General features: G+C 56.4%; 21 protein-coding genes. 15 read left to right on the top strand and 6 right to left on the bottom strand.

Annotated features, from left to right (window positions below; genetic code table 11):
* Positions 1-21: 21 nt before the first annotated feature.
* Positions 22-282: a DUF2960 domain-containing protein gene (locus JYB85_RS14150; protein WP_207320599.1), complete on the top strand. Its 261-nt coding sequence runs from the start codon at positions 22-24 to the stop codon at positions 280-282.
* Positions 279-788: an RDD family protein gene (locus tag JYB85_RS14155; protein WP_207379800.1), complete on the top strand. Its 510-nt coding sequence runs from the start codon at positions 279-281 to the stop codon at positions 786-788. Before JYB85_RS14150 ends, JYB85_RS14155 begins: the two co-directional genes overlap by 4 nt.
* A gap of 73 nt (positions 789-861) precedes the next feature.
* Here the strand turns inward: JYB85_RS14155 and lptG are convergent, their stop codons facing one another.
* Positions 862-1,920: an LPS export ABC transporter permease LptG gene (lptG, locus tag JYB85_RS14160; RefSeq protein WP_207379801.1), complete on the bottom strand. Its 1,059-nt coding sequence runs from the start codon at positions 1,918-1,920 to the stop codon at positions 862-864.
* Positions 1,917-3,029: an LPS export ABC transporter permease LptF gene (lptF, locus tag JYB85_RS14165; RefSeq protein WP_207379802.1), complete on the bottom strand. Its 1,113-nt coding sequence runs from the start codon at positions 3,027-3,029 to the stop codon at positions 1,917-1,919. The genes lptG and lptF overlap by 4 nt, the downstream gene beginning before the upstream one ends.
* Positions 3,030-3,302: 273 nt before the next feature.
* Here lptF and pepA point away from each other — a divergent pair, with 273 nt between their 5' ends.
* From pepA to JYB85_RS14185, 4 genes are all read left to right on the top strand, one after another.
* Entirely contained in the window at positions 3,303-4,811 is a 1,509-nt protein-coding gene (pepA, locus tag JYB85_RS14170) for a leucyl aminopeptidase (protein WP_207379803.1), read from the top strand.
* A 555-nt stretch (positions 4,812-5,366) separates the two neighbouring features.
* Positions 5,367-7,373, top strand: coding sequence for a methyl-accepting chemotaxis protein (locus tag JYB85_RS14175; RefSeq protein WP_207379804.1), 2,007 nt, complete (start codon positions 5,367-5,369; stop codon positions 7,371-7,373).
* 158 nt (positions 7,374-7,531) lie between these two features.
* Positions 7,532-7,999, top strand: a complete 468-nt coding sequence (locus tag JYB85_RS14180; protein WP_207379805.1) for a DNA polymerase III subunit chi — start codon at positions 7,532-7,534, stop codon at positions 7,997-7,999.
* Between the two features lie 14 nt (positions 8,000-8,013).
* Positions 8,014-10,893: a valine--tRNA ligase gene (locus tag JYB85_RS14185; protein WP_207379806.1), complete on the top strand. Its 2,880-nt coding sequence runs from the start codon at positions 8,014-8,016 to the stop codon at positions 10,891-10,893.
* 206 nt (positions 10,894-11,099) lie between these two features.
* Here JYB85_RS14185 and JYB85_RS14190 read toward each other — a convergent pair whose 3' ends face one another.
* Positions 11,100-11,321, bottom strand: coding sequence for a hypothetical protein (locus JYB85_RS14190; protein ID WP_207323299.1), 222 nt, complete (start codon positions 11,319-11,321; stop codon positions 11,100-11,102).
* Between JYB85_RS14190 and JYB85_RS14195 the strand changes: the two genes are divergently transcribed.
* The 7 genes from JYB85_RS14195 (at position 11,311) to JYB85_RS14230 (ending at position 20,823) form a co-directional block, all read left to right on the top strand.
* A complete protein-coding gene (locus JYB85_RS14195) occupies positions 11,311-13,041 on the top strand; it encodes a GGDEF domain-containing protein (protein ID WP_228730116.1) in 1,731 nt (576 codons plus the stop codon). The two genes, JYB85_RS14190 and JYB85_RS14195, sit on opposite strands and share 11 nt — an antisense overlap.
* A 401-nt stretch (positions 13,042-13,442) precedes the next feature.
* A complete protein-coding gene (locus JYB85_RS14200) occupies positions 13,443-14,915 on the top strand; it encodes a pepsin-like aspartic protease (RefSeq protein ID WP_228730117.1) in 1,473 nt (490 codons plus the stop codon).
* Positions 14,912-15,421 carry a GNAT family N-acetyltransferase gene (locus JYB85_RS14210; protein WP_207379807.1) on the top strand — a complete coding sequence of 170 codons (510 nt, stop codon included), beginning with the start codon at positions 14,912-14,914 and terminating at the stop codon, positions 15,419-15,421. The genes JYB85_RS14200 and JYB85_RS14210 overlap by 4 nt, the downstream gene beginning before the upstream one ends.
* 60 nt (positions 15,422-15,481) lie before the next feature.
* Positions 15,482-16,345 (top strand): SAM-dependent methyltransferase, encoded by an 864-nt coding sequence (locus tag JYB85_RS14215; RefSeq protein ID WP_207379808.1) that lies wholly within the window; start codon positions 15,482-15,484, stop codon positions 16,343-16,345.
* Positions 16,342-16,593: a hypothetical protein gene (locus JYB85_RS14220; protein ID WP_207379809.1), complete on the top strand. Its 252-nt coding sequence runs from the start codon at positions 16,342-16,344 to the stop codon at positions 16,591-16,593. Before JYB85_RS14215 ends, JYB85_RS14220 begins: the two co-directional genes overlap by 4 nt.
* Positions 16,594-16,606: 13 nt before the next feature.
* Positions 16,607-18,346 (top strand): GGDEF domain-containing protein, encoded by a 1,740-nt coding sequence (locus tag JYB85_RS14225; RefSeq protein ID WP_228730118.1) that lies wholly within the window; start codon positions 16,607-16,609, stop codon positions 18,344-18,346.
* Between the two features lie 923 nt (positions 18,347-19,269).
* Positions 19,270-20,823, top strand: a complete 1,554-nt coding sequence (locus JYB85_RS14230) for an MFS transporter (RefSeq protein ID WP_207379811.1) — start codon at positions 19,270-19,272, stop codon at positions 20,821-20,823.
* A 67-nt stretch (positions 20,824-20,890) separates the two neighbouring features.
* On the opposite strand, the gene JYB85_RS14235 is transcribed toward JYB85_RS14230, so the two are convergent.
* From JYB85_RS14235 to JYB85_RS14245, 3 genes are all read right to left on the bottom strand, one after another.
* Positions 20,891-21,520, bottom strand: a complete 630-nt coding sequence (locus JYB85_RS14235; protein WP_207379812.1) for a hypothetical protein — start codon at positions 21,518-21,520, stop codon at positions 20,891-20,893.
* Between the two features lie 163 nt (positions 21,521-21,683).
* Positions 21,684-22,115: a universal stress protein gene (locus JYB85_RS14240; RefSeq protein WP_207320614.1), complete on the bottom strand. Its 432-nt coding sequence runs from the start codon at positions 22,113-22,115 to the stop codon at positions 21,684-21,686.
* A gap of 275 nt (positions 22,116-22,390) precedes the next feature.
* A complete protein-coding gene (locus JYB85_RS14245) occupies positions 22,391-22,774 on the bottom strand; it encodes a SpoIIAA family protein (RefSeq protein WP_207379813.1) in 384 nt (127 codons plus the stop codon).
* Between the two features lie 266 nt (positions 22,775-23,040).
* On the opposite strand from JYB85_RS14245, the gene JYB85_RS14250 reads away from it, so the two are divergent.
* Positions 23,041-24,429 carry a coniferyl aldehyde dehydrogenase gene (locus JYB85_RS14250; RefSeq protein ID WP_407695899.1) on the top strand — a complete coding sequence of 463 codons (1,389 nt, stop codon included), beginning with the start codon at positions 23,041-23,043 and terminating at the stop codon, positions 24,427-24,429.
* An 11-nt stretch (positions 24,430-24,440) separates the two neighbouring features.
* Positions 24,441-25,013, top strand: a complete 573-nt coding sequence (locus JYB85_RS14255) for a TetR/AcrR family transcriptional regulator (RefSeq protein ID WP_207379815.1) — start codon at positions 24,441-24,443, stop codon at positions 25,011-25,013.
* Positions 25,014-25,020: the final 7 nt, after the last annotated feature.

Raw genomic sequence — 25,020 nt, forward strand, 5'->3', positions numbered from 1 at the left:
CTTCACCCAAAGGAATTTCAAATGGCACGTCAGGTCGCCTACACCTTCAAAGGCCAGGCCAAGGTTATCAACTTTGCCTATGACAAGTATCACGATATGTACGAGGCTGCCGCAGCTGCCGAAGGGGTCGATCTGGCCCGCTTCCTCGCCATGGAACAGCAGGTGGCCATGACCGCCAAGGGCAAGGGCGCGCTCAAGAGCTTCCGCCTCAATGAATTTGCCCGCATGGGTTTCAGCGATATCCGCATGCTGCGGGATGATGACAACAAGGATCCACAATGATCAATCAAGAACACGCCAATTTTCCCCGCGCCGGCTTTTTCCGTCGCCTCGGTGCCGCGGTTTACGATCTGCTGTTGGCGGTGGCCGTATGGATATTGGCCGGCAGCATCAGCTTCGGCATCTTCACCCTGCTGGTGAAAACCGGCCTGATCGGCATGCAGGGTGAACAGCATGTGGTGGATGTGCTCAATGGCAATTCACTTTACAAGGGACTGAATTTAACTTGGATCCTCTTTTGTGTCGGCCTGTTCTATGCCCTGTTCTGGAGCAAGGGTGGCCAAACCCTGGGCATGCGCGCCTGGCGCCTCAAGGTACAGCACCCCAATGGCCAGAACCTGAGCCTGCTGACAGCCTTCGCCAGACTGTTCTGGTCCCTTGGCGGATTGGGTAATCTGTGGATCCTGATCCACGGTGATAAGCTGGCGCTGCAGGATAGAATGACCAGTTCTGAGGTGGTGGTATTGTCGGAGGCAGCAAACCAAATGCGCAATTGGCGCGGCGTCTGAGCAGATAGCGCTCATTCGCAAACAGTTTGCATCAAAAAGGCCGCCCCGGGGCGGCCTTTTTGTTGCCTGAACGTCAGCGACGTATGTAGTAGAGCGCCAAACCGGTAAACAACAGCGCCGGTGCAATGGCGCCGACCATGGCGGGCAGGTTGAACACCAGACTCATGGGGCCGAAAATTTCATTGCTGATATAGAAGCTGAAACCCGCCACCACGCCGAGCAGGATCCTGGCCCCCATGGTCACGTTGCGCAGCGGTCCAAACACAAACGACAGCGCCACCAGCATCATCACAGCCACGGTCAATGGCTGCACCAGCTTGTGCCACAGTGCCAGTTCGTAACGACTGGGATCCTGACTGTTCACCTTGAGGTATTCGAGATAATCCACCAAGCCCCTAATGGACAGGGACTCGGGTTTAACCGACACCACGCTGAGCTTGTCGGGGGTCAGGGTGGACTGCCAGGGCTCTTCGTCCAGCAACTCCAGCTCCACCTTATCTTCCTGCAGGTGGGTGCGTTTGACCTGCTGCAGACGCCAGTGATCGCCATCCCACACGGCACTGCGGGCATGGACCACGTGGGTCAGCTTCAGCTGATCATCAAAATCGTACAGGGTCAGGTTACCCAACTTATTGGTGTCTTCCAGTTCGCCGATATTGACGAACAGGTCTCCGTCCTTGGCCCAAATGCCGCGGTGGGACTTAATCAGCCGGCCACCGGAAATCATGCTGGCCTTGAGCTCACTGGCACGCTGTTCGGCCACGGGGGCCACCCACTCGCCCAGCGCCATCACCAGCAACATCAGCGGAATCGCGGTCTTCATGGCTGAAGCGGTAATCTGCAACCGGCTCAAACCCGAGGCCTGCATCACCACCAGCTCGGAATTCGACGCCAACATACCCATGCCTATCAGGGCGCCTATCAGCACCGCCATGGGGAAAAACATTTCAATGTCGCGGGGGATCAGGAACAGCACATAGACGCCCGCGTCCATCATGGTATAGGTACCGCGGCCCACCAGGCGCAACTGATCGACCCATTTGATGATGCCCGACAGGCCGGTGAGCACCAGCAGGGTCAGGAAGGAACTGCTCAGCAATGCCCTGGCGACGTACCAGTCAAGGATTTTCATGGCGCCAGCCTCCTGCGCCTGAGGGCTCCGGTCACCCGAGCCCCCAAAGGCCTTTCCTTGCCCAGCAACATCATGCCCATAAACAGCGCCGATAGGTGGATCCACCACATACCAAACACCTCGGGGATCACTTCATCCTCCAGAGCCTTGCGACCGGCCACCATCAGACCGAAATACCCCAGGTACAGCAAAATGGCCGGCAACATCTTGGCAAACTTGCCCTGGCGCACATTCACCCGCGCCAGCGGCACAGCTATGAGCGTCATCAGCGGAATCGCCAGCGGAATGGCCAAACGCCAATGGAGCTCGGCACTCACCGCGGGCCCCTGTTGCTGCATCAGATCCTTCAGCGGCAGGGCCGACAGTTTACGGCGGCGCTGATCCACTTCCTGTTCCTTGATTTGCATGCCGTAGCCGCCGAATTCAATAACCTGATATTGACGGGATACCGGGGTTCCCTGATAACGGGCGCCATCGTTCAGTCTGAGCTGCTGAGCACCGCTGGCGTCTTCCACCACCCGGCCGCCGTGCGCCATCACCAGATTGGTTTGACCGCTCTCATCGCCCTCTTCCGGCAATTGGGCCACAAACACCTTATCGAGCTCGTTATCCTTGCCAATCTTCTCCACGAACAGCACGGCGCGGCCATTGGGACTGGTCTGAAACCGTCCCTGCACCAGTGCCGCCAGCCCCGCTTCGGACTGGGCCTTCTCCAACACCTGATTCTGGCGCTCTTCGGCCCAGGGGGCCACATACATGGACAGGAAGCCGGTGGCCAACATATTGATCACGGCGAGCAGCAGGGTCACCCGGGTGACATACCATTCACTGATACCGACACCGTGAAAAACCACCATTTCATTTTCGGCGTACATGCGACCATGGGCCAGCAATATCCCCAGGAACAGGCTGAGGGGCAGCACCAAAACGGCCAGATATGGCAGGTTCAACCCCAGCAGGGTCACAACCAGGGTGGCAGGAAATTCACCGTCGGAGGCGTCGGCCAAAACACGGACAAAGTGTTGGCTGATAAAAATAGTTAACAGCACCAAAAGCACCGCGATTTGCGCCTTCAAAACTTCACGGAACAGATATCTAAATACAATCACAGGCAGGATCCGGTATCGAAACTTATCTTTTTACTGGTGTCAGTCCAACTTTCATGTAAACTGTCTACTTTTGATAGTTTTCTGAACAGAATTCATTGAAATCTGAACAGGCTATCCACTGCAATTCCCTTGGCTGCTGACGGAAAAGTCCTTATACAGCAAGCCCTGTTACGGGCCGTTACAGGGGGCAGAAATCCACGTGCCCGACCCCGGACACAAGCAGGCATTATCCAATAAATATAAAAATTTGTCTTTAAGAATCTAGGAGTGCTCATGGAGTTTAGCGTAAAGAGCGGCAGCCCGGAAAAACAACGTTCGGCGTGCATAGTTGTGGGTGTTTATGAACCCCGCCGCCTGTCCGGCATTGCCGAGCAACTGGATAAAATCAGCGAAGGCTATATCAGCAACCTGCTGCGCCGCGGCGACCTGGAAGGCAAGCCAGGCCAAATGCTGCTGTTGCACCATGTGCCCAATGTCCTGAGCGAGCGCGTATTGCTGGTAGGTTGTGGTAAAGAGCGTGAGCTGGATGAGCGCCAATACAAGCAGATCATCGCCAAGACAATCAATACCCTTAACGAAACAGGTTCCATGGAAGCGGTCTGTTTCCTGACCGAGCTGCACGTCAAGGGCCGCGATACTTACTGGAAGGTTCGCCAAGCGGTGGAAACCACCCAGGCCAGCCTCTACAGTTTTGACGCCCTCAAGACCCGTAAGGGTGAAACCCGCAGGCCACTGCGCAAGCTGGTATTCAATGTGCCAACCCGCCGGGAACTGACCGTCGGCGAACGTGCCATTGAACACGGCGTGGCCGTGGCCGCCGGTATGCACCTGTGCCGCGATGTGGCCAACATGCCACCGAACATCTGTAATCCAGCTTACCTGGCCTCCCAGGCACGCCAACTGGCGGAAGTCCATGAGCATCTGACCGTCACCACCATAGGTGAAGAGCAGATGGCTGAACTGGGCATGAACTCCTATCTGGCCGTGGGCCGTGGCAGCGCCAACGAATCCATCATGACTGTGATGCAGTACAAGGGTGCCGTTGACAGCACCGCCAAGCCAATCGTGCTGGTGGGCAAGGGCCTGACCTTTGATTCGGGCGGTATCTCCATCAAGCCCGGCGAAGCCATGGACGAGATGAAGTACGACATGGGCGGCGCCGCCGGTGTCCTGGGTACCATGAAGGCCGTGTGCGAAATGAAGTTGCCAATCAATGTGATAGGTGTACTTGCCGGCTGTGAGAACATGCCCTCTGGTACAGCCTACCGTCCCGGCGACATTCTCACCACCATGAGCGGCCAAACCGTGGAAGTGCTCAACACAGACGCCGAAGGCCGTCTGGTGCTGTGTGACGTGCTGACCTATGTGGAGCGCTTTGACCCCGAGTTGGTGGTGGATACCGCGACCCTGACCGGCGCCTGTGTGATTGCCCTGGGCAAACACGCCTCAGGCCTGTTCTCCTCCCACAACCCGCTGGCCCATGAGCTGCTCAATGCCGGTGAACAGAGTGGCGACCGCGCCTGGCGCATGCCGCTGTGGGATGAGTACCAGGACATGCTAGACAGCCCCTTTGCCGACATGACCAACCTCGGTGGTCGTCCGGCCGGCTCCATCACAGCTGCCTGCTTCCTGTCGCGCTTTGCCAAGAAGTACAACTGGGCCCACATAGACGTGGCCGGTACCGCCTGGAACAGCGGTGCCAACAAGGGCTCCACCGGTCGTCCGGTTCCCTTGCTGAGCCAGTTCCTGATCAACCGCGCCGGTGTCGAGCAGGGCGAGTAATCGGGACCCAAGCAAGGTCATCAATAAAAAAGCGAAGCCAAGGCTTCGCTTTTTTATTTTGAATATTTACTCAAAGCTTAATCAGGGTGGCGTTCTAATTAACTCCCGCATAATTTCTCCATGCTTTTTATTAATTTAAATAAAAGGCAATCGGTACGCAAAACGGTAATTATCCAGCATCACTCAATTTGAACTAATCAATACGTCGTACAGCCACTTTAACCAGCCCAAAATCATACCAAAGGCTAATGGTCACTATTTTAGTCATGACTAAATTTAATGTTGTCAGCCATTCAAGTGAAGGCGAAATTATTCTATTATGCCGACTCCAATGCAGACACAAGCCCGCACGGCATGCCTGAAAGTCACGACGCGGCCTTCTCCAGCGGTTCAGTATTGAATCATATGCAACTGTTTTAATTACATTAACCCAATAATGGCCGCCGAGCCTGTTGGGGTAATAACAAGCAATGGGTGATATCTGCCAACAATCAACCTGTTGAATGGATTCAGATAGACAAAGTTCTAGAACCAGGACAGATCAAGGTTAACAAAATGAAACTGAAACATAAGTTACTGCTGGCGTTTTTATCGCTGGGAATATTACCCGTCTTATTAATCAGTGTTGTCGTACTGTATATTGGCAGCAATTCACTCACCCAGCAGGCTTATAACCAGTTGGACTCCATCAAGGCGATAAAAAAGAGCCAGATTGAAACCTATTTTGCCGAGCGCCAGGGCGACTTGCAGCTGCTGAGCCAGAATCTGGCGGAGCAACTGCGATTTGACAGCAATGACGGCCTTGAAGAGAGCGCGTTTAGCGCCGAGGACTACCTCAAACGCTTTACCACCACCTACCAGTATTACGATGCCTTCGTCATAGATACCCGGGGTCAGGTGCTGTTTACCGTCGCCAAGGAAGCCGATTTCCAGTCCAATCTCAATACTGGTCCCTATCGCGACAGCAACCTGGGGGAACTGTACCGCAAGGTGCTACAGGACAGAGCCTTCCACGTCGCCGACTTTGCTCCCTATGCCCCCAGTAACAATGAACCGGCGGCCTTTATCGCCGAGCCCATCATCAAACACGGTCGGGTGCAGGCCGTGGTGGCCCTGCAACTGTCACTGCAAGCGGTCAACGGCATAATGCAGCTGCGCTCCGGCATGGGCGAAACGGGAGAAAGCTATTTGGTGGGCCCGGATCTGAAGATGCGCTCCGACTCCTTCCTCGACCCCAAGGGCCATTCGGTTATCGCCAGTTTTGCCGGTACGGTACGCAGCAACGGTGTCGACACGGTCGCCGCCCGCGAGGCGCTGAAGGGCCTGGCCGACACCCGCATCATCATCGACTACAACGGCAACCCAGTGCTGTCCTCCTATACCCCGGTCACCATACGCGACGTCAACTGGGCCCTGATAGTGGAGATAGACGAGGCAGAGGCCCTTGCCGCCGTCAGCCATTTGCGCTGGGTGCTGGCCACAGTGGCGTTGCTGGCAATAGTCGCCATATTACTGACCACCTATTTCGTGGCCCGTTCCATCCTCAGACCGCTGGGCGGTGAACCCAAGGTGATGCAAGCCATTACCGAGCGCATTGCCGGTGGCGATCTCAGCGTCCACTTCGAGCACACTGAGCTGATGGGCGTTTACGGTGCCATGCGCACCATGAGCCACAACCTGCGTCACGTCATAGGCAACATAGTGGATGCCATCAGTCAGCTGTCTGCCACGGCCCAGCAGACCAGCGCCACCAGCGAGCAATCCAATATCAGCCTGCAGGAGCAGCAGGCCAATATCCAGAGCGTGTCCAGCGCCATGCACGAAATGGTGGCCACTATCAATGATGTGGCCATGAATGCCCGCGAAGTGGCCGACGCCACCTCAGGTGTCGCCGAAGTTTCCGATAACGCCACCGCCAGTGTGCACCAGACCATTGAGGTCATTTCGCGTCTGTCGGAGGAAGTCGGCAAGGCCAAGACGGTTATTCAGGAAATCGAGAGTCAGAGTCAGGACATAGGCTCGGTGCTGGAGGTGATCCGCAATATCGCCGATCAGACCAACCTGCTGGCCCTCAACGCCGCCATCGAGGCCGCCCGTGCCGGTGAGCAGGGCCGCGGCTTTGCCGTGGTGGCAGACGAGGTGCGCCAGCTGGCCCACAAGACGGCGCAATCCACCAGTCATATCGAGTCCATGATTGAAACCCTGCAGCACAACACGGGCAACGCGGTGCAGGTGATGCAGCGCAGCACAGAGCACGCCGGCGCCACCATAGAAAGGGCCAAGCACACCCAGGATGCCATCCGCCAGACCTCGGCCGCCATGGCGCAGATTGCCGCCAGCGCCGGTCAGATAGCCACGGCCGCGGTGCAGCAATCCGAGGCCGCCGAAGAGATCAACCAATGCCTGGTGATGATCAACGAGGTGGGCCAGCAAAATGCCGTCGGTGCCCAGCAAACATCCGCCGCCAGCGCCGAGCTGAACCAACTGGCGTCGAACCTCAAACAGGTCACCGACAGATTTGTGCTGCCCCCCGGCGGCCAGTCCCTGGAACAGTTGGGATAACCCGTTACCAGTCCCGAAACAGCCCGGTTGCGCCCCAAAGGCCACCGGGCTGTTGCTTTTCCTTTAACCACAAGGGTTTCTTGGGTAGAATCCCCTCTTTATGCCCGGTTGCCCAAAAGGCACTAACAAAAGACGCCAAGCCAAGGACTATGCCCACCATGACCCAAGCCCTGTTTTATCTGCTGCCGGACAATGGCCCGGCCGATGAGGCGATGGCAGCACGGGATCGCCTGGCCTGCCAATTGGCGGAGCAGCATTACCGCCAGGGCCAGTGGGTGTACATACATTGCCGGGACGAGGCCCAGAGCTTCGCCATCGACGAGCTGCTGTGGCAATTTGAGCCCGATGCCTTCGTGCCCCACAACCTCAAGGGCGAAGGTCCCCAGGGCGGCGCGCCGGTGGAAATCGGTGCCGATCGCCTGGGTCCGGGCAAACACCGCGGCATACTGATTAATCTTGCAGAAAAGATCCCCGCTTTTGCGGTAAACTTTGGCCACATTATCGACTTTGTCGCCGGTGACGAGGCCACCAAGGCCCTGGCCCGGGCACGCTACAAGGCGTACCGGGATCTGGGCATAGCCCTGTCCACCCAGGATCTGGCGACACAACCCCTTAATTTAGTTTGAGAAATTAAGCTCCCATGGAAAAAACATACAATCCGCAGTCCATAGAACAGGCCCTCTACCGCGTTTGGGAAGAGAAAGGTTACTTCAAGCCACACGGTGACGAGTCCCAAGGCAACTATTGCATCATGATCCCGCCGCCGAACGTCACCGGCAGCCTGCACATGGGTCACGCCTTCCAGGACACCATCATGGACACCCTGATCCGCTATCAGCGCATGAAGGGCAAGAACACCCTCTGGCAGGTGGGCACGGATCACGCGGGTATCGCCACCCAGATGCTGGTTGAGCGCAAGCTGGAAGCCGAAGAAGGCAAGAGTCGCCACGACCTGGGCCGCGACGCCTTTATGGACAAGGTATGGGAGTGGAAAGGTCAGTCCGGCGGCACCATCACCAGCCAGCTGCGCCGCATGGGCGCCTCGGTGGACTGGGACCGCGAACGTTTCACCATGGACGAAGGCCTGTCGGCCGCGGTGCAGGAAGTGTTCGTGCGCCTGTACAAGGATGAGCTGATTTACCGCGGCAAGCGCCTGGTGAACTGGGATCCCAAGCTTCACACCGCCATTTCCGATCTGGAAGTGGAAAACAAGGAAAAAGCGGGCCACATGTGGCACTTCCGCTATCCGCTGGCCGGCACTGAGCTGACCGCCGATGGCAAAGACTACCTGGTGGTGGCCACCACCCGCCCCGAGACCATGCTCGGCGACAGTGCCGTGGCCGTGCACCCGGAAGACGAGCGTTACGCCTCCCTGATTGGCAAAGAAATCATACTGCCGATCGTTAACCGCCGTATCCCCATCATTGCCGATGAATACGTCGACAAGGAATTCGGTACCGGCTGCGTGAAGATCACCCCGGCACACGACTTCAACGACTACGAAGTGGGCAAGCGTCACAACCTGCCCATGTTCAACATTCTCACCATAGACGCGGCCATCCGCGCCGTGGCCGAAGTGCTGAACAGCGATGGCAGCCACAATAGCGAGCTGGACGCTACCCTGCCCGAGCGTTATGCCGGTCTGGACCGCTTCAAGGCCCGCGATGCCGTGGTGGCCGAATTTGAAACCCTGGGCCTCTTGGAAAAAATCGACCCACACGCCCTCAAGGTGCCCTACGGCGACCGCTCAGGGGTGGTGATCGAGCCGCTGTTGACCGACCAGTGGTATGTGGCGGTACAGAAGTTGGCCAAGCCCGCCATCGAAGCGGTGGAAAACGGTGACATCAAGTTCGTGCCCCAGCAGTACGAAAACATGTACTTCTCCTGGATGCGCGACATTCAGGACTGGTGTATCTCCCGTCAGCTCTGGTGGGGTCACCGCATTCCCGCCTGGTACGACGAGGCCGGTAAGGTGTACGTGGGTCGCAGCGAAGACGAAGTGCGCCAGAACCATAACCTCGGCGCCGACGTGAAACTGCGCCAGGATGACGACGTGCTCGACACCTGGTTCTCCTCCGCCCTGTGGACTTTCTCTACCCTGGGTTGGCCGGAACAAACGCCAGAGCTCAAGACCTTCCACCCCACAGACGTGCTGGTGACCGGCTTTGACATCATCTTCTTCTGGGTTGCCCGGATGATCATGATGACCATGTACTTCGTTAAAGACGAAGACGGTAAGCCGCAAGTGCCGTTCAAGACGGTGTACGTGACCGGTCTTATCCGCGACGAGCAGGGCAACAAGATGTCCAAGTCCAAGGGTAACGTGCTGGACCCGCTGGATATGATCGACGGTATCGACCTTGAATCTCTGGTTCAAAAGCGTACCGGCAACCTGATGCAGCCCCAGCTCGCCGCCAAGATTGAAAAGAGCACCCGCAAGGAGTTCGAAAACGGTATAGAGCCACACGGCACAGACGCGCTGCGCTTTACCCTGGCGGCCATGGCCTCTACCGGCCGTGACATAAACTGGGACATGAAGCGCCTCGACGGCTACCGCAGCTTCTGTAACAAGCTGTGGAACGCCTCCCGCTACGTGCTGATGAACACCGAAGAGCAGGATTGTGGCCCCAATTCTCCAAACGGAAAGCCGGGTGGCGAAATGAAACTGTCCCTGGCCGACCGCTGGGTGATCGGCAAGTTCCAGGAAACCGTCAAGAGCTTCGACGAGCATATCAATGCCTACCGCTTTGACCTTGCCGCCAACACCCTGTACGAGTTCACCTGGAACCAGTTCTGTGACTGGTATCTGGAACTGACCAAGCCAGTACTGCAAAACGGCTCCGAGGCCGAGCAGCGCGGCACCCGTCACACCCTGGTGACTGTACTGGAGCAACTGCTGCGCCTGATGCACCCCATGATGCCGTACATCACCGAAACCATCTGGGATCGCGTCAAGCCGCTGGCAGGCGTTGAAGGTGAGACATTGATGCTGATGTCCTTCCCCGAGTTCGATGCCGCCAAGGTGGATGCCAAGGCCATGAATGATCTGGAGTGGGTCAAGCAGGTGATTGTGGCCGTGCGTAACATCCGCGCCGAACTCAACATAGCTCCAAGCAAGCCGCTGGCGGCACTGCTGCGCGGCGTGAGCAGCGAAGACAAGGCCCGCATCGAAGCCAACCAGGCCTTCTTCGGGACGCTTGCCAAGCTGGAAAGCATGACCATACTGGCCGATGGCGAAGCCGCCCCCATGGCCACCACTCAGCTGATTGGTGAAATGGAGCTGCTGATCCCCATGGCCGGTCTTATCGACGTGGCCGCCGAAATGGCCCGTATCGACAAGCAGCTGGAGAAACTGTCCGGCGAAGTGGCCCGTATCGAAGGTAAGCTGTCCAATGAAGGCTTTGTGGCCAAGGCCCCTGCCGAAGTGATTGAGAAAGAGCGCGCCAAGGCCGCCGATCTCAAGCGCGATATGGACAAGCTGGCCGAGCAGAAGGTTGAACTGGCCAAGCTGGAAGCCTGATTCAGTAATCAGGCCTTAGTTGCAACTCGTCCCGAAAAGAAACCAGCCCCAGGGCTGGTTTCTTGTTTTCTGCCCCGTTGAAATCCTATAAAGAATGATGTGCAGTTTTGGGTTCGTCTGACTCTTGATTGAATCAACTTGCTTGCCAACATCAATTGCTCGCAGCAATTGTTTACCCCAAGATTATGGCGTTGAACTTATAATAATTATAAAAAGCCAGTCCCAACTGTGCAGACCGCCACGCCATTGACGCAGGCAGCCATACCACTCTGATTAACCAGCTGGGCATTACCAAGATTGTCCTGGCTGCGCTTAAAACAATGTCCTGTGTATTTTGTCTGTTCATTCCGGTCGCAGAAGAGAACAAATTGGGAGACCACCTGATTGAAGTTGAGGCCTTTGCCCAAGCTGTTGTTCTTGTTGCTCATCTGGATACTCCAGTGTGGCGGCAATCTTGCCGTGGCCGAAGATTGGCAGTCACGACTCAAGACTGCCGATAAGATCCGCTCCAGCGATCCCAAAGAATTCAGCAGGCAACTGAGTGACATCCGCGCCCATAAAGAGCTGCTTTCCCCTATCGAACAGGACTACTTTGAGCACCTGCAAGCCTACGAACTGATCTTCAAGGGCGACTTTCCAACGGCCCTGGCCATATATGAAAAACTGGCTAAAAACTCAGTCAATACAGAGATTAAATTTCGATCCCAACTTTCCCTTATTAACGTCTATGCCATACAGCATCGCTGGAATGAAGGACTCGCGGCCTTAGATAATGCCCTGACGCTATTGCCCTCCATCAAAGATGAACAGCTAAAGGAGTCTGGCTTAGGGGTCGCGGGTATATTTTACAACCAGCTTGGTCAATATGACCTGGGTCTGGAATACAGCGCCCAGTTGGCGAACGTCTCTAAAGATAAACGCAATCAATGCATAGCAGCCCAGTTAAGATTTGAATCCCTCATCATGCTGGAGCCAAGCGAGGATTACCGGCAACAATATCAACAGGCCGCCCGTACATGCTATGCGGCAGGAGAAAAGGTCTTAAAGACCGTGATAACACACAATTACGCCAAACACTTACTGGAAACCAAGGCGCAACCGCAGGCGGCTAGAAAGCTGCTGGAAGATAATTTTGAGGAAGTGAAGGAAGGCCACTATGCGCCCATCATCGCCATCTTTCAAAGCCTGTTGGCCACGGCGCATTGGCAACTTGGCGAAGCGGAGCAGGCCTTTGTTCTGGCACAGGGTGTCGTCAATGACGCCTCATACGCCAACACCATTGAAGCCCAGACCCTGGCCCTGAAAGTACTGTATGACTACTACCTCAAGCAAGGCGACAGCGCCCAAGCCCTGAACTCCTATGTCAAATATGCAGCGGCCGACAAGGCTTCTCTGGATGAAGTCACAACCAAGACCCTGGCCTTTCAGTTGGCGCGGCATCAAAGCCTGGAGCAGCAGAACAAACTCAAGCTGCTGGATCAGCAGAACAGGCTGCTGCGGGTGCAGCAGCATCTTGCCAGGACAGAAACCTTCAACAATCACCTGTTGATAGCCTTGCTCTTTTGCGCTGCGCTGGGCCTCGGCGCTTGGGGCTGGCATTCCTGGCAGAATCAGCGACGTCTGCGCCGATTGGCCGAGTATGACAGCCTCACAGGCCTGCTCAGTCGCGGCCACTTTATCCAGGTGGCCCGGGCAGCGGTATCCTATGCCCAAACGCTGGGAACGCCAATCAGCTGTATCATGCTCGACGTGGACCAATTCAAGCGCATCAACGATACGCAAGGCCATGCCATTGGCGACTGGGCGCTGCAGACAGTTGCCCGGGTTTGCCGCGACACCTGCCGTGAACACGATGTCATAGGCCGCATCGGTGGCGAGGAAATCTGTTTCTTGCTGCCAGAGTGCAGCGAGGACAATGCCGCCCAACTGGCCGAGTCCCTGCGCCGGGCCCTTGCAGAGATAGACACAGGCAGCAGCGGCCACGAATTCAACCTCAGCGCCAGCTTTGGGGTCAGCAGTTCGGCAGTTTCGGGCTATCGGCTTCAAGCACTGATGCAAAATGCCGATCGCGCCATGTATCAGGCCAAACAAGATGGCCGCAATCGGGTTAGTACCCATCAAAAAATGGCTCAAGTACTGGAGTCATGACAGTTACAGCTTCAATTCCATCAGGTACTTTAGAGGTTCTGCTATATGATTCGCGACCTGCGAACAGACGGCTAATTCGTTTGTGCCCAGGGCACACATTTCAAATAGCCTCATTTGGCTGGGATTGGATTTTGAACAGCATTAAGCTTTGCTTTCTTACTGCTTTGCTTTCTTACTGCTTAGCTTTCTTACTGCTTTGCTTTTTCACCGCTTAGCTTTTCCCCGTTTAGCTTTACCGCACAACTCTCCTTTTTGGCGATAGTTTCACCAGCCTGCTAAGCCCATGACCGGGGTACTGGCGCGACCAGCGCCGAATAGCTTGACACCCGGGGTAAGCTTTGCAATAACGGTTTCTTATTCAAATAGATAACCAGTCGATAATAAGACATTGGCAGTATGGCATGACGGACACGCTTCAAAACAATAGTGCTTCTTCCGAGCAGCCTGCACAGACCCACGCCCGGGTGCTTGCCCTGCCGCTGACCAATGTGCTGGCTGAGGGCGGCTACAGCGCCGCCGTGCGCCTTGGCAGTCAGCAGGACAAGGTGAATCTCATCATAGACACGGGCAGCTCGACCCTGGTGGTGCACGAGAACCGCTATCAACCCAAGGACGACAAAAACTTAAGCGCCACCACGCTGGCCCAGGAGGTTTGCTACGGTCAGGGCGGTTGGCTGGGACCGGTTGTCCATACCCGCTTTGAGGCCCTTGACGCCGGGCTTGAGGCCATGCCGCTGGCCCTGGTGCATGCCGAAGCCGAGCACAGCTTCCTCGACTGTGACGGTATCTGGGGCATGGCCTATCACAGCCTCAACCGTGGCTATAACATGGAGTCGTACCTGACAGAGCACGGTGCCGATCCCAGGCTCACCTTTCCCTGGCCTTTTCCTGAGAGCGGTCATCCGCTCTTTCAGAGCGAGCTGAATGACTTCAAACAGCTGCTGACCGGCATGCCGGAGCAGGATGTTCCCACCGCCTTTACCCAGATGGAGCAGCAGGGCGTGGTGAGCAATCGCTTCGCCTTTATCGCCCGCCGCTCAAGCATTCACTATGCAAAGACCGACTTGAGCCGCGAGCAACTGGCCCTGGACCCACTCAATCAGGGCTGGCTTATCCTTGGTGGAGATGAGCGCCTGAGCCGGCACTTCGAGGGCGACTTCACCGACCTCAAACTGGTCCACGACAGGTATTACAACGTCAATCTGCTGGGGCTCAGCCTGGTATTGCACGGCAAGCCGGTGTCCGGGTTCGAGGCCATCAGCGTACCGAGCGCAGTAGAAGCGGGGCTCAGCCGCGGCTCCAGCAACGCCATACTCGACACAGGCGCTTCCCTGCTGGCGCTGCCGGCCCAGGCCTTCGACGAAGTCATTGCCGGTTTCAAGCAGACCGTGCCCAATGCCGAAGCGCTGCTGGAGCCTTTTCTCGGCGACATGACACAGATAAAGCAAGCCCAGGCCGAGGGCATAGACATGCAGCAGCTCGACCTAGACCTATGGCCGACACTGCAATTTCATTTTGAGGGCGTCGACAGCGAAAGCGCCCGCGTGAGCGATAGCGTGAGCGATCAAGAGAGCGATCAAGAGGGCGCCTGCGGCCCAAGTGATAGCTGCGTCAGCAGCGATAACGCACAAAGCGCCTGCGGCCCAAGCGATAGCGCACAAAAAGCCACTTTAGAATGCCCGCCCCACTGCTACTGGCAGCTGAACAGCCCCGCCCCCGGTCGTGCCGTGTTTAAACTGATGGGCCAACTGCCAAACTGGCCCGCCCAAAGCATTCTGGGCTTGCCGCTGCTGAGCGCCTACTTTGTGCTGTTCCAACGCGATAAGGGTGAATATGGCCAGGTGCGCTTTGCCAAGCCCAAGGTGACACCATGAGTACTTTGACCTCAACCAGGCTCTGCCTCAGGCCCATGGATGACACTGACGAAACCTTGTTTATGGAGCTGTTCTGCTCGGATAACATCATGGCCAACATAGGTGCCAGTTTTGGCGAGGACAGGGCAAAAAGAGCCTTTGCCAAGACCTTGAAGGTCAGCAGAACTGAAGGTTCCGATACCAAGTGCTGGACCATTTTCCTCCAGCATGAGCCACAGGCGCTTGGCATTATTTCCTTTTCTGCACTGGGTAAGTCCTTGGGGGCGGACATCGGCATCATGCTCAGCCGCCATGCCCAGGGAAAACTCATTGCCGATGAGGCCGTGGTCTTACTGGCGGAACATGGATTTAATATCATGGGACTGGTACATATCAGGGCGGAATTTATGGCCGGCAATCTGGCCACCAAACGTATTACCCGCAAACTGAGGTTTACCGAGCCGCAGCCGCTGGCCGACAAAGAAGGTTGGCAGCAGTGCTTTCTATACCCTCGATTAGCCAATTAAGAGTTTCAAATACATCTAAATGCTGATAACTTTCGATACAATTCACTACAACAAGATAACATGACCCAAGTGCAAGGCAGCCTTACCTGTGTCGGCGTCGGTATGATGCTCGGCGCCCACTTAAGCCCCATAGCCCGCAGCCATATAGAACAGGCCGATGTGGTGTTCTCCGGCGTCTCCGACGGCTTTGTCGAGCTCTGGCTCAAGGAGCTGAACAAGGATGTGCGCAGCCTGCAATCCCTCTATGGTGAGGGCAAGTCGCGCAACATCACCTACCGCGAGATGGTGGAAGTCATGTTGGCAGAAGTTCGCCAGGGCAAAAAGGTAGTCGGCGCCTTTTATGGCCATCCAGGTATCTTTGCCAAATCGCCCCACGAGGCTGTGGCCCTGGCCAAGAGCGAAGGATTCGAGGCCAAAATGTTGCCCGGCATCAGCTCGGAAGACTGCCTCTATGCGGACCTGGGACTGGACCCCGGCAAGGTGGGCTGTCAGCACTTCGAGACCACCCAGCTGATGCTTTATCACAGGCGAATTGACCCCACTGCACTGCTGGTGCTGTGGCAACCCGCCCTGGCTGGAGACCTGAAACTGGGTATACGCCCTACCGGCCGCGCCGAGCGTCAGTTATTGGTGGACCTGCTGGCCCGGGACTACCCGCTTGAGCACGAGTGCATTTTGTACGAGGCGCCCACCATGCCGCTGCAATCGGGGCGTATCGAGCGATTGCCGCTGAAAGATCTGCCCCTGGCCAAGCTTGAGCTGCACACGACCCTGGTGCTGCCGCCATTGAGCAGGCTGAAACCCAACAACGAAATGCGCGCTAAACTTGAGGCTCTGGCCAAGGCGCGCAGCGAAGGAAAAACCACGGGTGACACGGCAAAAGTGTTACCCTTCTCAGCAAAAAAGGAAAGGAAGAGACCATGAACCAAGCCATTCAATTTTTGGTAACACTCGGCAGCGATGCCTCACTGCAAACCCAGGAAGCCCTGGCCAAGCTGCCGGTGCACATTATCGCCATGATCGAGGCCAAAGACATTGAAGCCCTGAAGGCCGAGCTGGATGTGGCCCCCGAGATTGTTTGCGCTTTGCTTCCGGCAGAGGATGAAGACGATCAGGGTGAAAATGAACAAGGCGACACCCCAGCCAAAGAAGAGATCTCTGCCTGTGCTTAGAAAGTACCGGTTTGTGTTGATTGCCTGGATATTCCAGGCAATCTGCAATTTTGCATTAGCTGCAGACTGGAATGCTGAACTAAAAGCAGCTGATAAAATTCGTTCCAGCGCCCCAGAAGCATTCAGTTTAAAATTGCGGGACTTGGCGCTGCATAAAAAAGAAATGAATCAAACTGAGCAGGATTATCTTGAATACCTTGAGGCCTATGAGCTTATTTTCAAGGGAGATTTTGCGACAGCACTTGTAACACAAGAAAGATTATCCAAAAGCGCTGTCAACCAAGAAATTCAGTTTCGCTCTTTACTCACACTAATCAATGCCTATGCCATTCAAAGGCGTTGGAATGAAGGTCTTCTGGCCCTTAACCAAGCATTAATTCTTTTCCCCTCTGTAGAAAGCAACAATTTACAAGCTTTGGCTATTGGCATAGCCGGAGTTTTTTATAACCAATTGGGTCAATATGCTCTGGGATTGGAATACAGCACTCGACTCAAAAGCGATTTCAAAGACCCTAGAAATCAGTGCGCTGCCGAACAGCTTAGATTTGAAGCTTTATTACATCTTGAACGCCCGATTGATGAACTAACAAATTCGTATCAAAGCGGAATTAACCTCTGTGAATCCGCTGATGAAAAGGTATTACAAGCTATTATCGTCAGACTTTATGTGCAATATCTGTTGGAAAACCAAAATCAAATTAACAGAGCGAAAGCATTATTGGATGAAAATGTCGATCTAATATCTTCAGCCAAATATGCCCCAATAACGGCTAGTTTCCAAAGTTTGCAGGCAAAGGCCTATTGGGAGCTGGGAGAGCGAGAAAAAGCTTTCAACACAGCCTATGCACTTTCTATTTCGCCATCCACACTCAACGCTTTGGAAGCCGAAATCCGCTCGCAAAAAGTCCTCTATGACTATTACCTGTCCAAGGGCGATAGTACAAAAGCATTGGAGGCTTATATCAAGTATGCCGAAGCCGACAAGGCCAATTTGGATGAAATCAAGACCAAGACTCTGGCATTTCAGATTGCCGAACATCAGAGCATAGAGCAGAGAAACAAGATCGCCCTGCTCGATGAGCAGAACAAGCTGCTCAAGGTACAGCAACAGCTGGACCAGGCCGAGGCCTTTAACAACCGCCTGCTGATCGCCGTACTGTTTTGCGCCGCCCTGGGCCTTGGCAGCTGGGGCTGGCATTCCTGGCAGAGCCAAAAACGGCTTAGGCAACTGGCGGAATATGACAGCCTCACGGGCCTGTTCAGTCGCGGCCACTTTACCCAGGTGGCCCAGGCCGCCGTATCCTATGCCCAGGTGCTGGGCGCCCCGGTGAGCTGCATACTGCTGGACGTGGACAAGTTCAAACGCATCAACGACACCCTTGGCCATGCCACCGGTGACTGGGCACTGCAGACGGTCGCCCGGGTTTGCCGCGAGACCTGCCGCGAACACGAGGTCATAGGCCGCATCGGTGGTGAGGAATTCTGCTTTGTGCTGTCGGAATGCAGCGAGGACAACGCCTCCCAGTTGGCCGAATCCCTGCGCCGCGCCCTCACCGAGGTCGACACCAGCAGCAGCGGTCACGACTTCAACCTCAGCGCCAGCTTTGGCGTCAGCAGCTCCAACAGCTCAGGCTATGATCTCGCCGTGCTGATGCAAAATGCCGACCGCGCCATGTACGACGCCAAACACGGCGGCCGCAATCGGGTGTGTATCTATCAGGACGGTGAACAGGAAGAAGTCCTGCAATCCTGATAGCGTCAGATTGCATTAACGCTTACCTAAGGCCACCTCCCCAAGGTGGCCTTTTTTTTGGCGCCGTTTATGGCGCCAATGTGTGACCATCAGTTGGTGCGTACAACTATTAATCACCTCTAAATTTCCACCTCAGCCAGAACCTTGCACCGTTCCCCTTCGAAGCCGCCGAGGACGATGAGCTTGGGCGCGTAGCCGAGGTAGGGATACCGAGGCTGCTTCGGTCGAGCAGGACGCGAGTCCGAAGCTGTAGCAAGACCAAGCTCAAGAGGCCGAGGGGTTTTCGGCTTCGGCTGGGGGCATCCCGCGTGGCGCGCAGAGCGCTTCGGCTCTCGCTAAAAACGCAAAACTTTTTGCGTTTTTGCCACAGACGTGGCCGCTACCGCCCTTTGGGTTGCAAGGGCGAAGCTCGTAAGAGCGCTATGAGCGCGAGCCACGGATGGCGAGCTGGCCGTTAAACATGGAAGTTGTTCGCAGATGAGCAAAGCCCCTTGCCCGGGTGTGGGTTGGAGACCCACGACCTTCTGCTGCTTGAAAAGCAGCTTCTTTTAAGCAACTCAGGCGCTGCCACCTTCTGGTGTACTCAATCACCTGCGGTGCGCTTTCGCACTGCCACCCCAGTAACACGCCGTGAATCCTTCCCTGGAGGCTCACCGGCGACGTCCATGTCGCCGATGGTCACTGGTGCGGCAGTGCCAATAGTGGGTGTTCCACTCCGACATGAATGCAATGTTCAGCCAAGAAACAGAGTTCGAGGCATGCCAATGGTTTGGCTCAACCCAAGCTGCTGCCACCAGCCTGGTGGCCTTAATTTTTGGTCTTTGGTGACAAAGCAGGTAAAGTGTGGCCTTTGGCCCGCGTGCGTGGGGGACGGGGGAGACTCAAGGATGCCTATGGCATCCCATTCACAATATGGAACGACTATGAATCAATCCAATCATCATTCGGGCAATGACCTGACCGAAGTCAAGCAGCTGGGCATGTGGGCCTCCATCGCCAGCCTCAGTTATGTGTTCTGGCTGGTGGGCGGTATGGAGCTGGTGGAGCGTATCGCCTACTACGGCGTCAAGGCCAGTGCCGGTTTATATGCCAAGGCACCTGCCTCCCAGGGGGGACTGGGGATCAGCCTCAGCGATTACGGGGTTATCATCTCGGTCTGGGCCCTGCTGCAAACCTTTATCCCGGTGTTTTCCGGCGGTATATCCGACCGCATCGGCTACAAGGAAACCATTTTTGCCTCCACTCTGGTGAAGATCAGCGGTTATTTGTGCATGGCCTGGATGCCCAACTTCTGGGGCTTCCTGATTGGTGCCATGTTGCTGGCCACGGGCACAGGCATATTCAAGCCCGGCATTCAGGGCACATTGGCCCTGTCCACCAACCGCAGCAACAGCTCCATGGCCTGGGGGATTTTCTATCAGGTGGTCAACATAGGCGGCTTCCTCGGCCCCCTGGTGGCGGTGCACATGCGCCAGCTGTCCTGGGACAATGTGTTTTACGCCTGCGCCGCGATTATCTCCCTCAACCTGCTGTTTTTAATGACCTACAGGGAACCCGGCAAGGAAGCGCGCCTGGAGCGCAAGCGCAAAATCCGCTCCGGTGAACTCAAGCAGGACCTGCTGTGGAAGGACGCCTGGAACGAACTGAAAAAGCCCGTGGTCATCTACTACATGCTGGTGTTCGCGGCCTTCTGGTTTTTGTACAACTCACTGTTTGATGTGCTGCCCATTCACATTGCCGAATGGGTCGACACCAGCGTGATAGTCAACGGCCTGTTCGGCCCCGAAGGCACCAGCAATGGCATACTGCAATTCTGGCTCGGGCTCGACAACGCCGGCACCAAGGTGATGCCCGAAGGCATGCTGAACCTGAACGCCGGGATGATCATGACCAGCTGCTTCCTGGTGGCCGCCCTGACCGCCAAATACCGCATCACCAGCGCCATGCTGGCCGGTTGTTTGCTGTCGATTCTGGCCTTTGTGCTGATTGGCGCCTTCCATGCCGCCTGGATGATAGTGCTGGCCATCGCCCTGTTTTCGCTGGGCGAGATGATGATCAGCCCCAAGAAGAACGAGTTCATGAGCAATATCGCCCCCGAAGGCAAAAAGGCCATGTACCTGGGTTTTGTGATGCTGCCCCAGGGCATTGGCTGGGGTCTGGAGGGCTATTTCGGTCCCAAACTGTACGAGATTTTTGCCTCCAAGGAGCGTTTCTCCCGCCTGATGCTGGCGGAACAGGGCATGGGCAGCGATGAGCTGAGCGCCATTCCCCAGGGCGAGGCCTTCCATCGCCTGGTGGAATTTACCGGCCAGACCCCGGAAGTGCTGACCCAAACCCTTTACCAGGCCCACAACATAGGTTTTGCCTGGTACATAATCGGTGCCATAGGCACCATTTCCGCTGTGGGGATCTTCATCTACGGCAAGTGGTTGCTGGGGATGCAGCGCAGTCAGCAGGCGCAGCTGCAAACAGCTTAATAAACCGGCTTCGGAAAATAAAAAGGCTGCCATAGGCAGCCTTTTTTATTTCCATTGCAACTGCTGTTCAGGCCTGGGTCTTAAGCCACTTGGCCACGTCATTGCCCAGGGTATTGACCGTGTGTTGCAGCACAGAGCAGGAGCCCTTGAAACCGCCCCAGAAGCCACCGGTGGAGTTACGGCTGAACTCCTTGCTGTCCACTTCCTGGCCATTGAGCCAATAGTGGGCCGTCACTGTCACCGACTTTTGATGGCCATTAAAGGGCACACCGGCATGGCCCTCGCTGAATACGTGGTCTATGGTCAGTTTCACCACAGCACCTTCTTCCGGCAAGCTCTCGACCCGCTTGACCTTGAGCTTCTGGCCCTTGGCGTACTTCACCACTGAGTCGCTGAACTGGCGACCCAGTTGCACACACTCGTTTTCCACCTTTTCATCTATGGTGCTGTCCGGGTTATAGGGGATGTCGTTAAGCACATAGATAACCCCCTGCTCGGCCTGAGCCGGGGCGGCTGGAGCCGCTGGTGCCGCTGGTGCCGCTGGTGGCTTTGGCGCAGACTGAGCATTTTGACTCACTTCAGCCTTGGGCGCATTGGTCTCGGCCTGAGTTGTGGTTTTCTGGGTTGAACCGCAGGCACTGAGCAGCAGGGCCAGCATCAGTGGAGCGGGTTTGAGCAGAATGGCAGAAGATTTCATGGCATGTCCTTTGAAAAGCGCTTTGGATAATAGTCCCTAAAGCAGCCAATCTATATAAAATTCCAAGAAAAATAAAGCATTGCACTCAGGCAACCGAGAACAAAAAGGCCGGACCATGCCGGGCCCGGCTTTCACTGTTTTGGCTGTGACTTAACCAGCAGGGCTATTTGACCACCAGCACTGGACAATGGGCCTGGTTGGCAACGGCCTCGGCCACATTTTCATGCAGGAAGTGGGCAAAGCCGGTGTAACCATGGCTGGCGATGACCACCATGCCCACCTCGCCACTGTTGGCCTCGGCAACGATTTCTTCTATGGCATCTCCCTGACGGATGCGGGTGTCTATCTTGAGCTCTGTGTGCAGCCCGGCCAGCAAGGCCTTCATCTTGGCCGCAGCGGCCTCTTCCATGCTTTTGGCCAGTTCGTCCGGGGTGATGGCCAAAATCATAAAATTTTCATCGCCCATGGGCCTTGGCACCACGTGCAGAATACGAATGCCCACTTTGTAAAGATTGGCCATCTCCACCGCGTAACGCAGTGCGTGTGAGGCAGTGTCGGAAAAATCCGTCGGCCAGAGAATGTCTTTGCCACGCATGATTACCTCCTAGGGCTTGTTGACGTTTCGAGATTAAATTTTGTTCGCTCTGGCGGCGTTCTGAACGCGAAACGAGGAGCGAGGTTTAGCTATTCTAAATAAGCGACGAGTGACAAAGTGCAGGGCGCCGCCAGACGAACCCGAAGGGCAGCGCCTGGCCGGTCTTTCTGCAGCGTTAGTGCTCGTTTATGTAGAATAACTACACTGCACTCGCACCGCCTTGCATAAAAACCGGCCTGGTTGCTGCAAAAATAACCCTGAGACGTCAACAAGCCCTAGTCCCCTAGCCAGTCGACGCCGTCCTGGTAGTCGACAAAGAACTTCACCTCACCGGCGGTGAACCAGTTACCTATACGTGCCAGCCATTCCTGCCAACCGGGCTCGCCCACTATGGCAATTTTTTCAAAGTGACGGCCATGGCGCAGGCCAAACTTGAAATCATCCCACAGAGCCCTGGGTTCCCAGCCCTCCAGCTCGGTGGCGTCGAGGATCACGTACAGATCAGGATCCTTGACTCCGGCAATGGCGGCCTCCAGCACGGGCACCATCTGCTCATAATCCTCGTGGGTTAACTTACCCACCACCTTCATCACCACAAAGAAGTCGTCATCGCCATGGCGCTCGACCCCTATGCTGATCCCGTGTCTTGTGACTTTCATCGCCTATCTCCCTCTGTGGCCCTCTTTTGAGTGTAGTCGCCGGGGTTGGCCCGCCCCATGATCCGCTTCACATTTCCCCGTGCTGTTGCTTATTTTTCACACCGGCGCCATACTAGACCGACCAATCAGTCGGCTAAATTTAAACAGTGCCGCTATCAGGACAAGTCAAGGAAAGCCAGATGCCCAGCGCCCAACCATTACCAACCAGCCCGCAGCAAACCAGCCCCACGCCAGCGGCGACCCCGGCAGTGGCGAAAATCAAAGCCATGGAGTTGCTGTTCAAGGCGCAACGAAAGGCATTTGATGCCGCACCTTACCCTGATTACGAGCAGCGACGTCAGGCGCTGCTGGCACTTAAAAGTGCGCTCAAGCAGCACCAGCAGCAACTGGTTGACGCCCTGAGCCTGGACTATGGCCACCGCAGCAGTCATGACTCGCAGATTGCCGACATACTGCCCACCTTCAACCTGCTCAATTACAGCCTCGCCAGGCTCAAGGGCTGGATGAAACCCAACCGCCGCCACGCCGGCCTGCTGCTGGCGCCGGCCAAGGTCAGGGTTCATTACCAGCCCAAGGGGGTGATTGGCATCATAGTGCCCTGGAACTTCCCTATCGTGCTGTCCCTGGGGCCCCTGGTGACGGCCCTGGCGGCCGGTAACAGGGTGATGCTCAAGCTGTCGGAGTTCACCCCTGCCACCAACAAGGTGCTTAAAGCGCTGCTGGGCAGCGCCTTTGACGAAGAGCAGGTGTGTGTGGTGGAAGGCGAAGCGGCACAGGCGGCGGCCTTCTCAGCCCTGCCCTTCGATCATCTGCTGTTTACCGGCTCCACCGCCGTCGGCCGCCACGTGATGAAAGCCGCTGCCGCCAACCTGACCCCTGTGACTTTGGAGCTGGGTGGCAAGTCGCCGGTGCTGGTGGCCCCTGACATGGACATGACGGCGGCGGTGGAACGGCTGATCTACGGCAAGTGTCTCAACGCCGGACAAATTTGTGTCGCGCCTGACTATGTACTGCTGCCCCGGGCCAGGGTGCCGGAATTTGTCGCGGCCTTTCAGAAGAAGTTTGCCGCCCTCTATGGCAAGGTGGCGGATAATGCCGACTACAGCGCCATCATCAACGAGCGCCAATGGCAACGGTTGTTGGATCTGCTGGACGATGCCGAGGCCAAGGGCGCCGAGGTTGTCAGCGCCTCCGGCGAAGGGCCACTGGATGCACAGCGCAAGCTGGCCACCCAGTTACTGCTGGGGGTAACCGACGAGATGCTGGTAATGCAGGAGGAGATCTTCGGTCCCCTCTTGCCCCTGCTGCCCTATGACAGCCTGGATGAGGCGCTGGACTTCATCCGCGCCCGGCCGCGGCCGCTGGCCCTGTATCTAATGAGTTTCGACACCAAGGTACAGCAGCGGGTGCTTGAAGAGACCCACTCGGGTGGGGTGTGTATCAACGAAACCGTGCTGCACGTGGCGGCGGACGATGCGCCGTTTGGCGGCATAGGCACCTCCGGCATGGGTCACTACCACGGCGAGGAAGGCTTTCGCAGCTTCAGCCATGCCCGCACAGTGCTGAAAAGCGGGCGGCTGCATACCGGCAAACTGGTGCATCCCCCCTATGGCAAGGCCTTGCAAAGGTTATTGCTGGCTTGGTTCCAGCGCTGAGGTGATTGAGTATGGACATTAAAGACAAGCGGCAGCAGATATTGGACGCGGCCCTGATGCTGTTCAATGCTCAGGGCTTTCACGGCACTTCCACCGCCAGCATAGCCAAGGCGGCCGGGGTCGCCACCGGCACCCTGTTCCATCATTTCCCGAACAAGGAAGCCCTGTTACAGACCCTGTTCCTGACGGTGAAACAGGAGTTTGCCGCAGCAATCCAGGCCATGGCCTCCCCCGATGGGCCGCTGGAGCAGCAGGCGCGGCGCCTGTGGCTGGGGGCCATAGACTGGGCCCTGGAGCACCCGGACAAGCAGCAGTTTTTCCAGCAGTTCTCTTTGTCGGTGGAAATTCCGCTGGCACTGAGGGAACAGGCGATGCAGGAGATACTGGGCTTTATCGGCGCTATGATAGCCGAGGGCCAAAGGCTGGGGTTGGTGGCCGAACTGCCGCTGGCCTTGATGCTGGAAAACTGCCACGGCCAGTATCTGGCCGCGACCCGCTTTTTCCTCGATCATCCCGCGCTTGGCCAGGACCATGGCCACAGGGAGGCCAGCTTCCGCCTGTTCTGGCGGGCACTGGCGCTGTGACGCAGCT

This window comes from Shewanella sedimentimangrovi, from assembly GCF_017354965.1.
In the GTDB taxonomy this organism is placed as follows: domain Bacteria; phylum Pseudomonadota; class Gammaproteobacteria; order Enterobacterales; family Shewanellaceae; genus Shewanella; species Shewanella cyperi.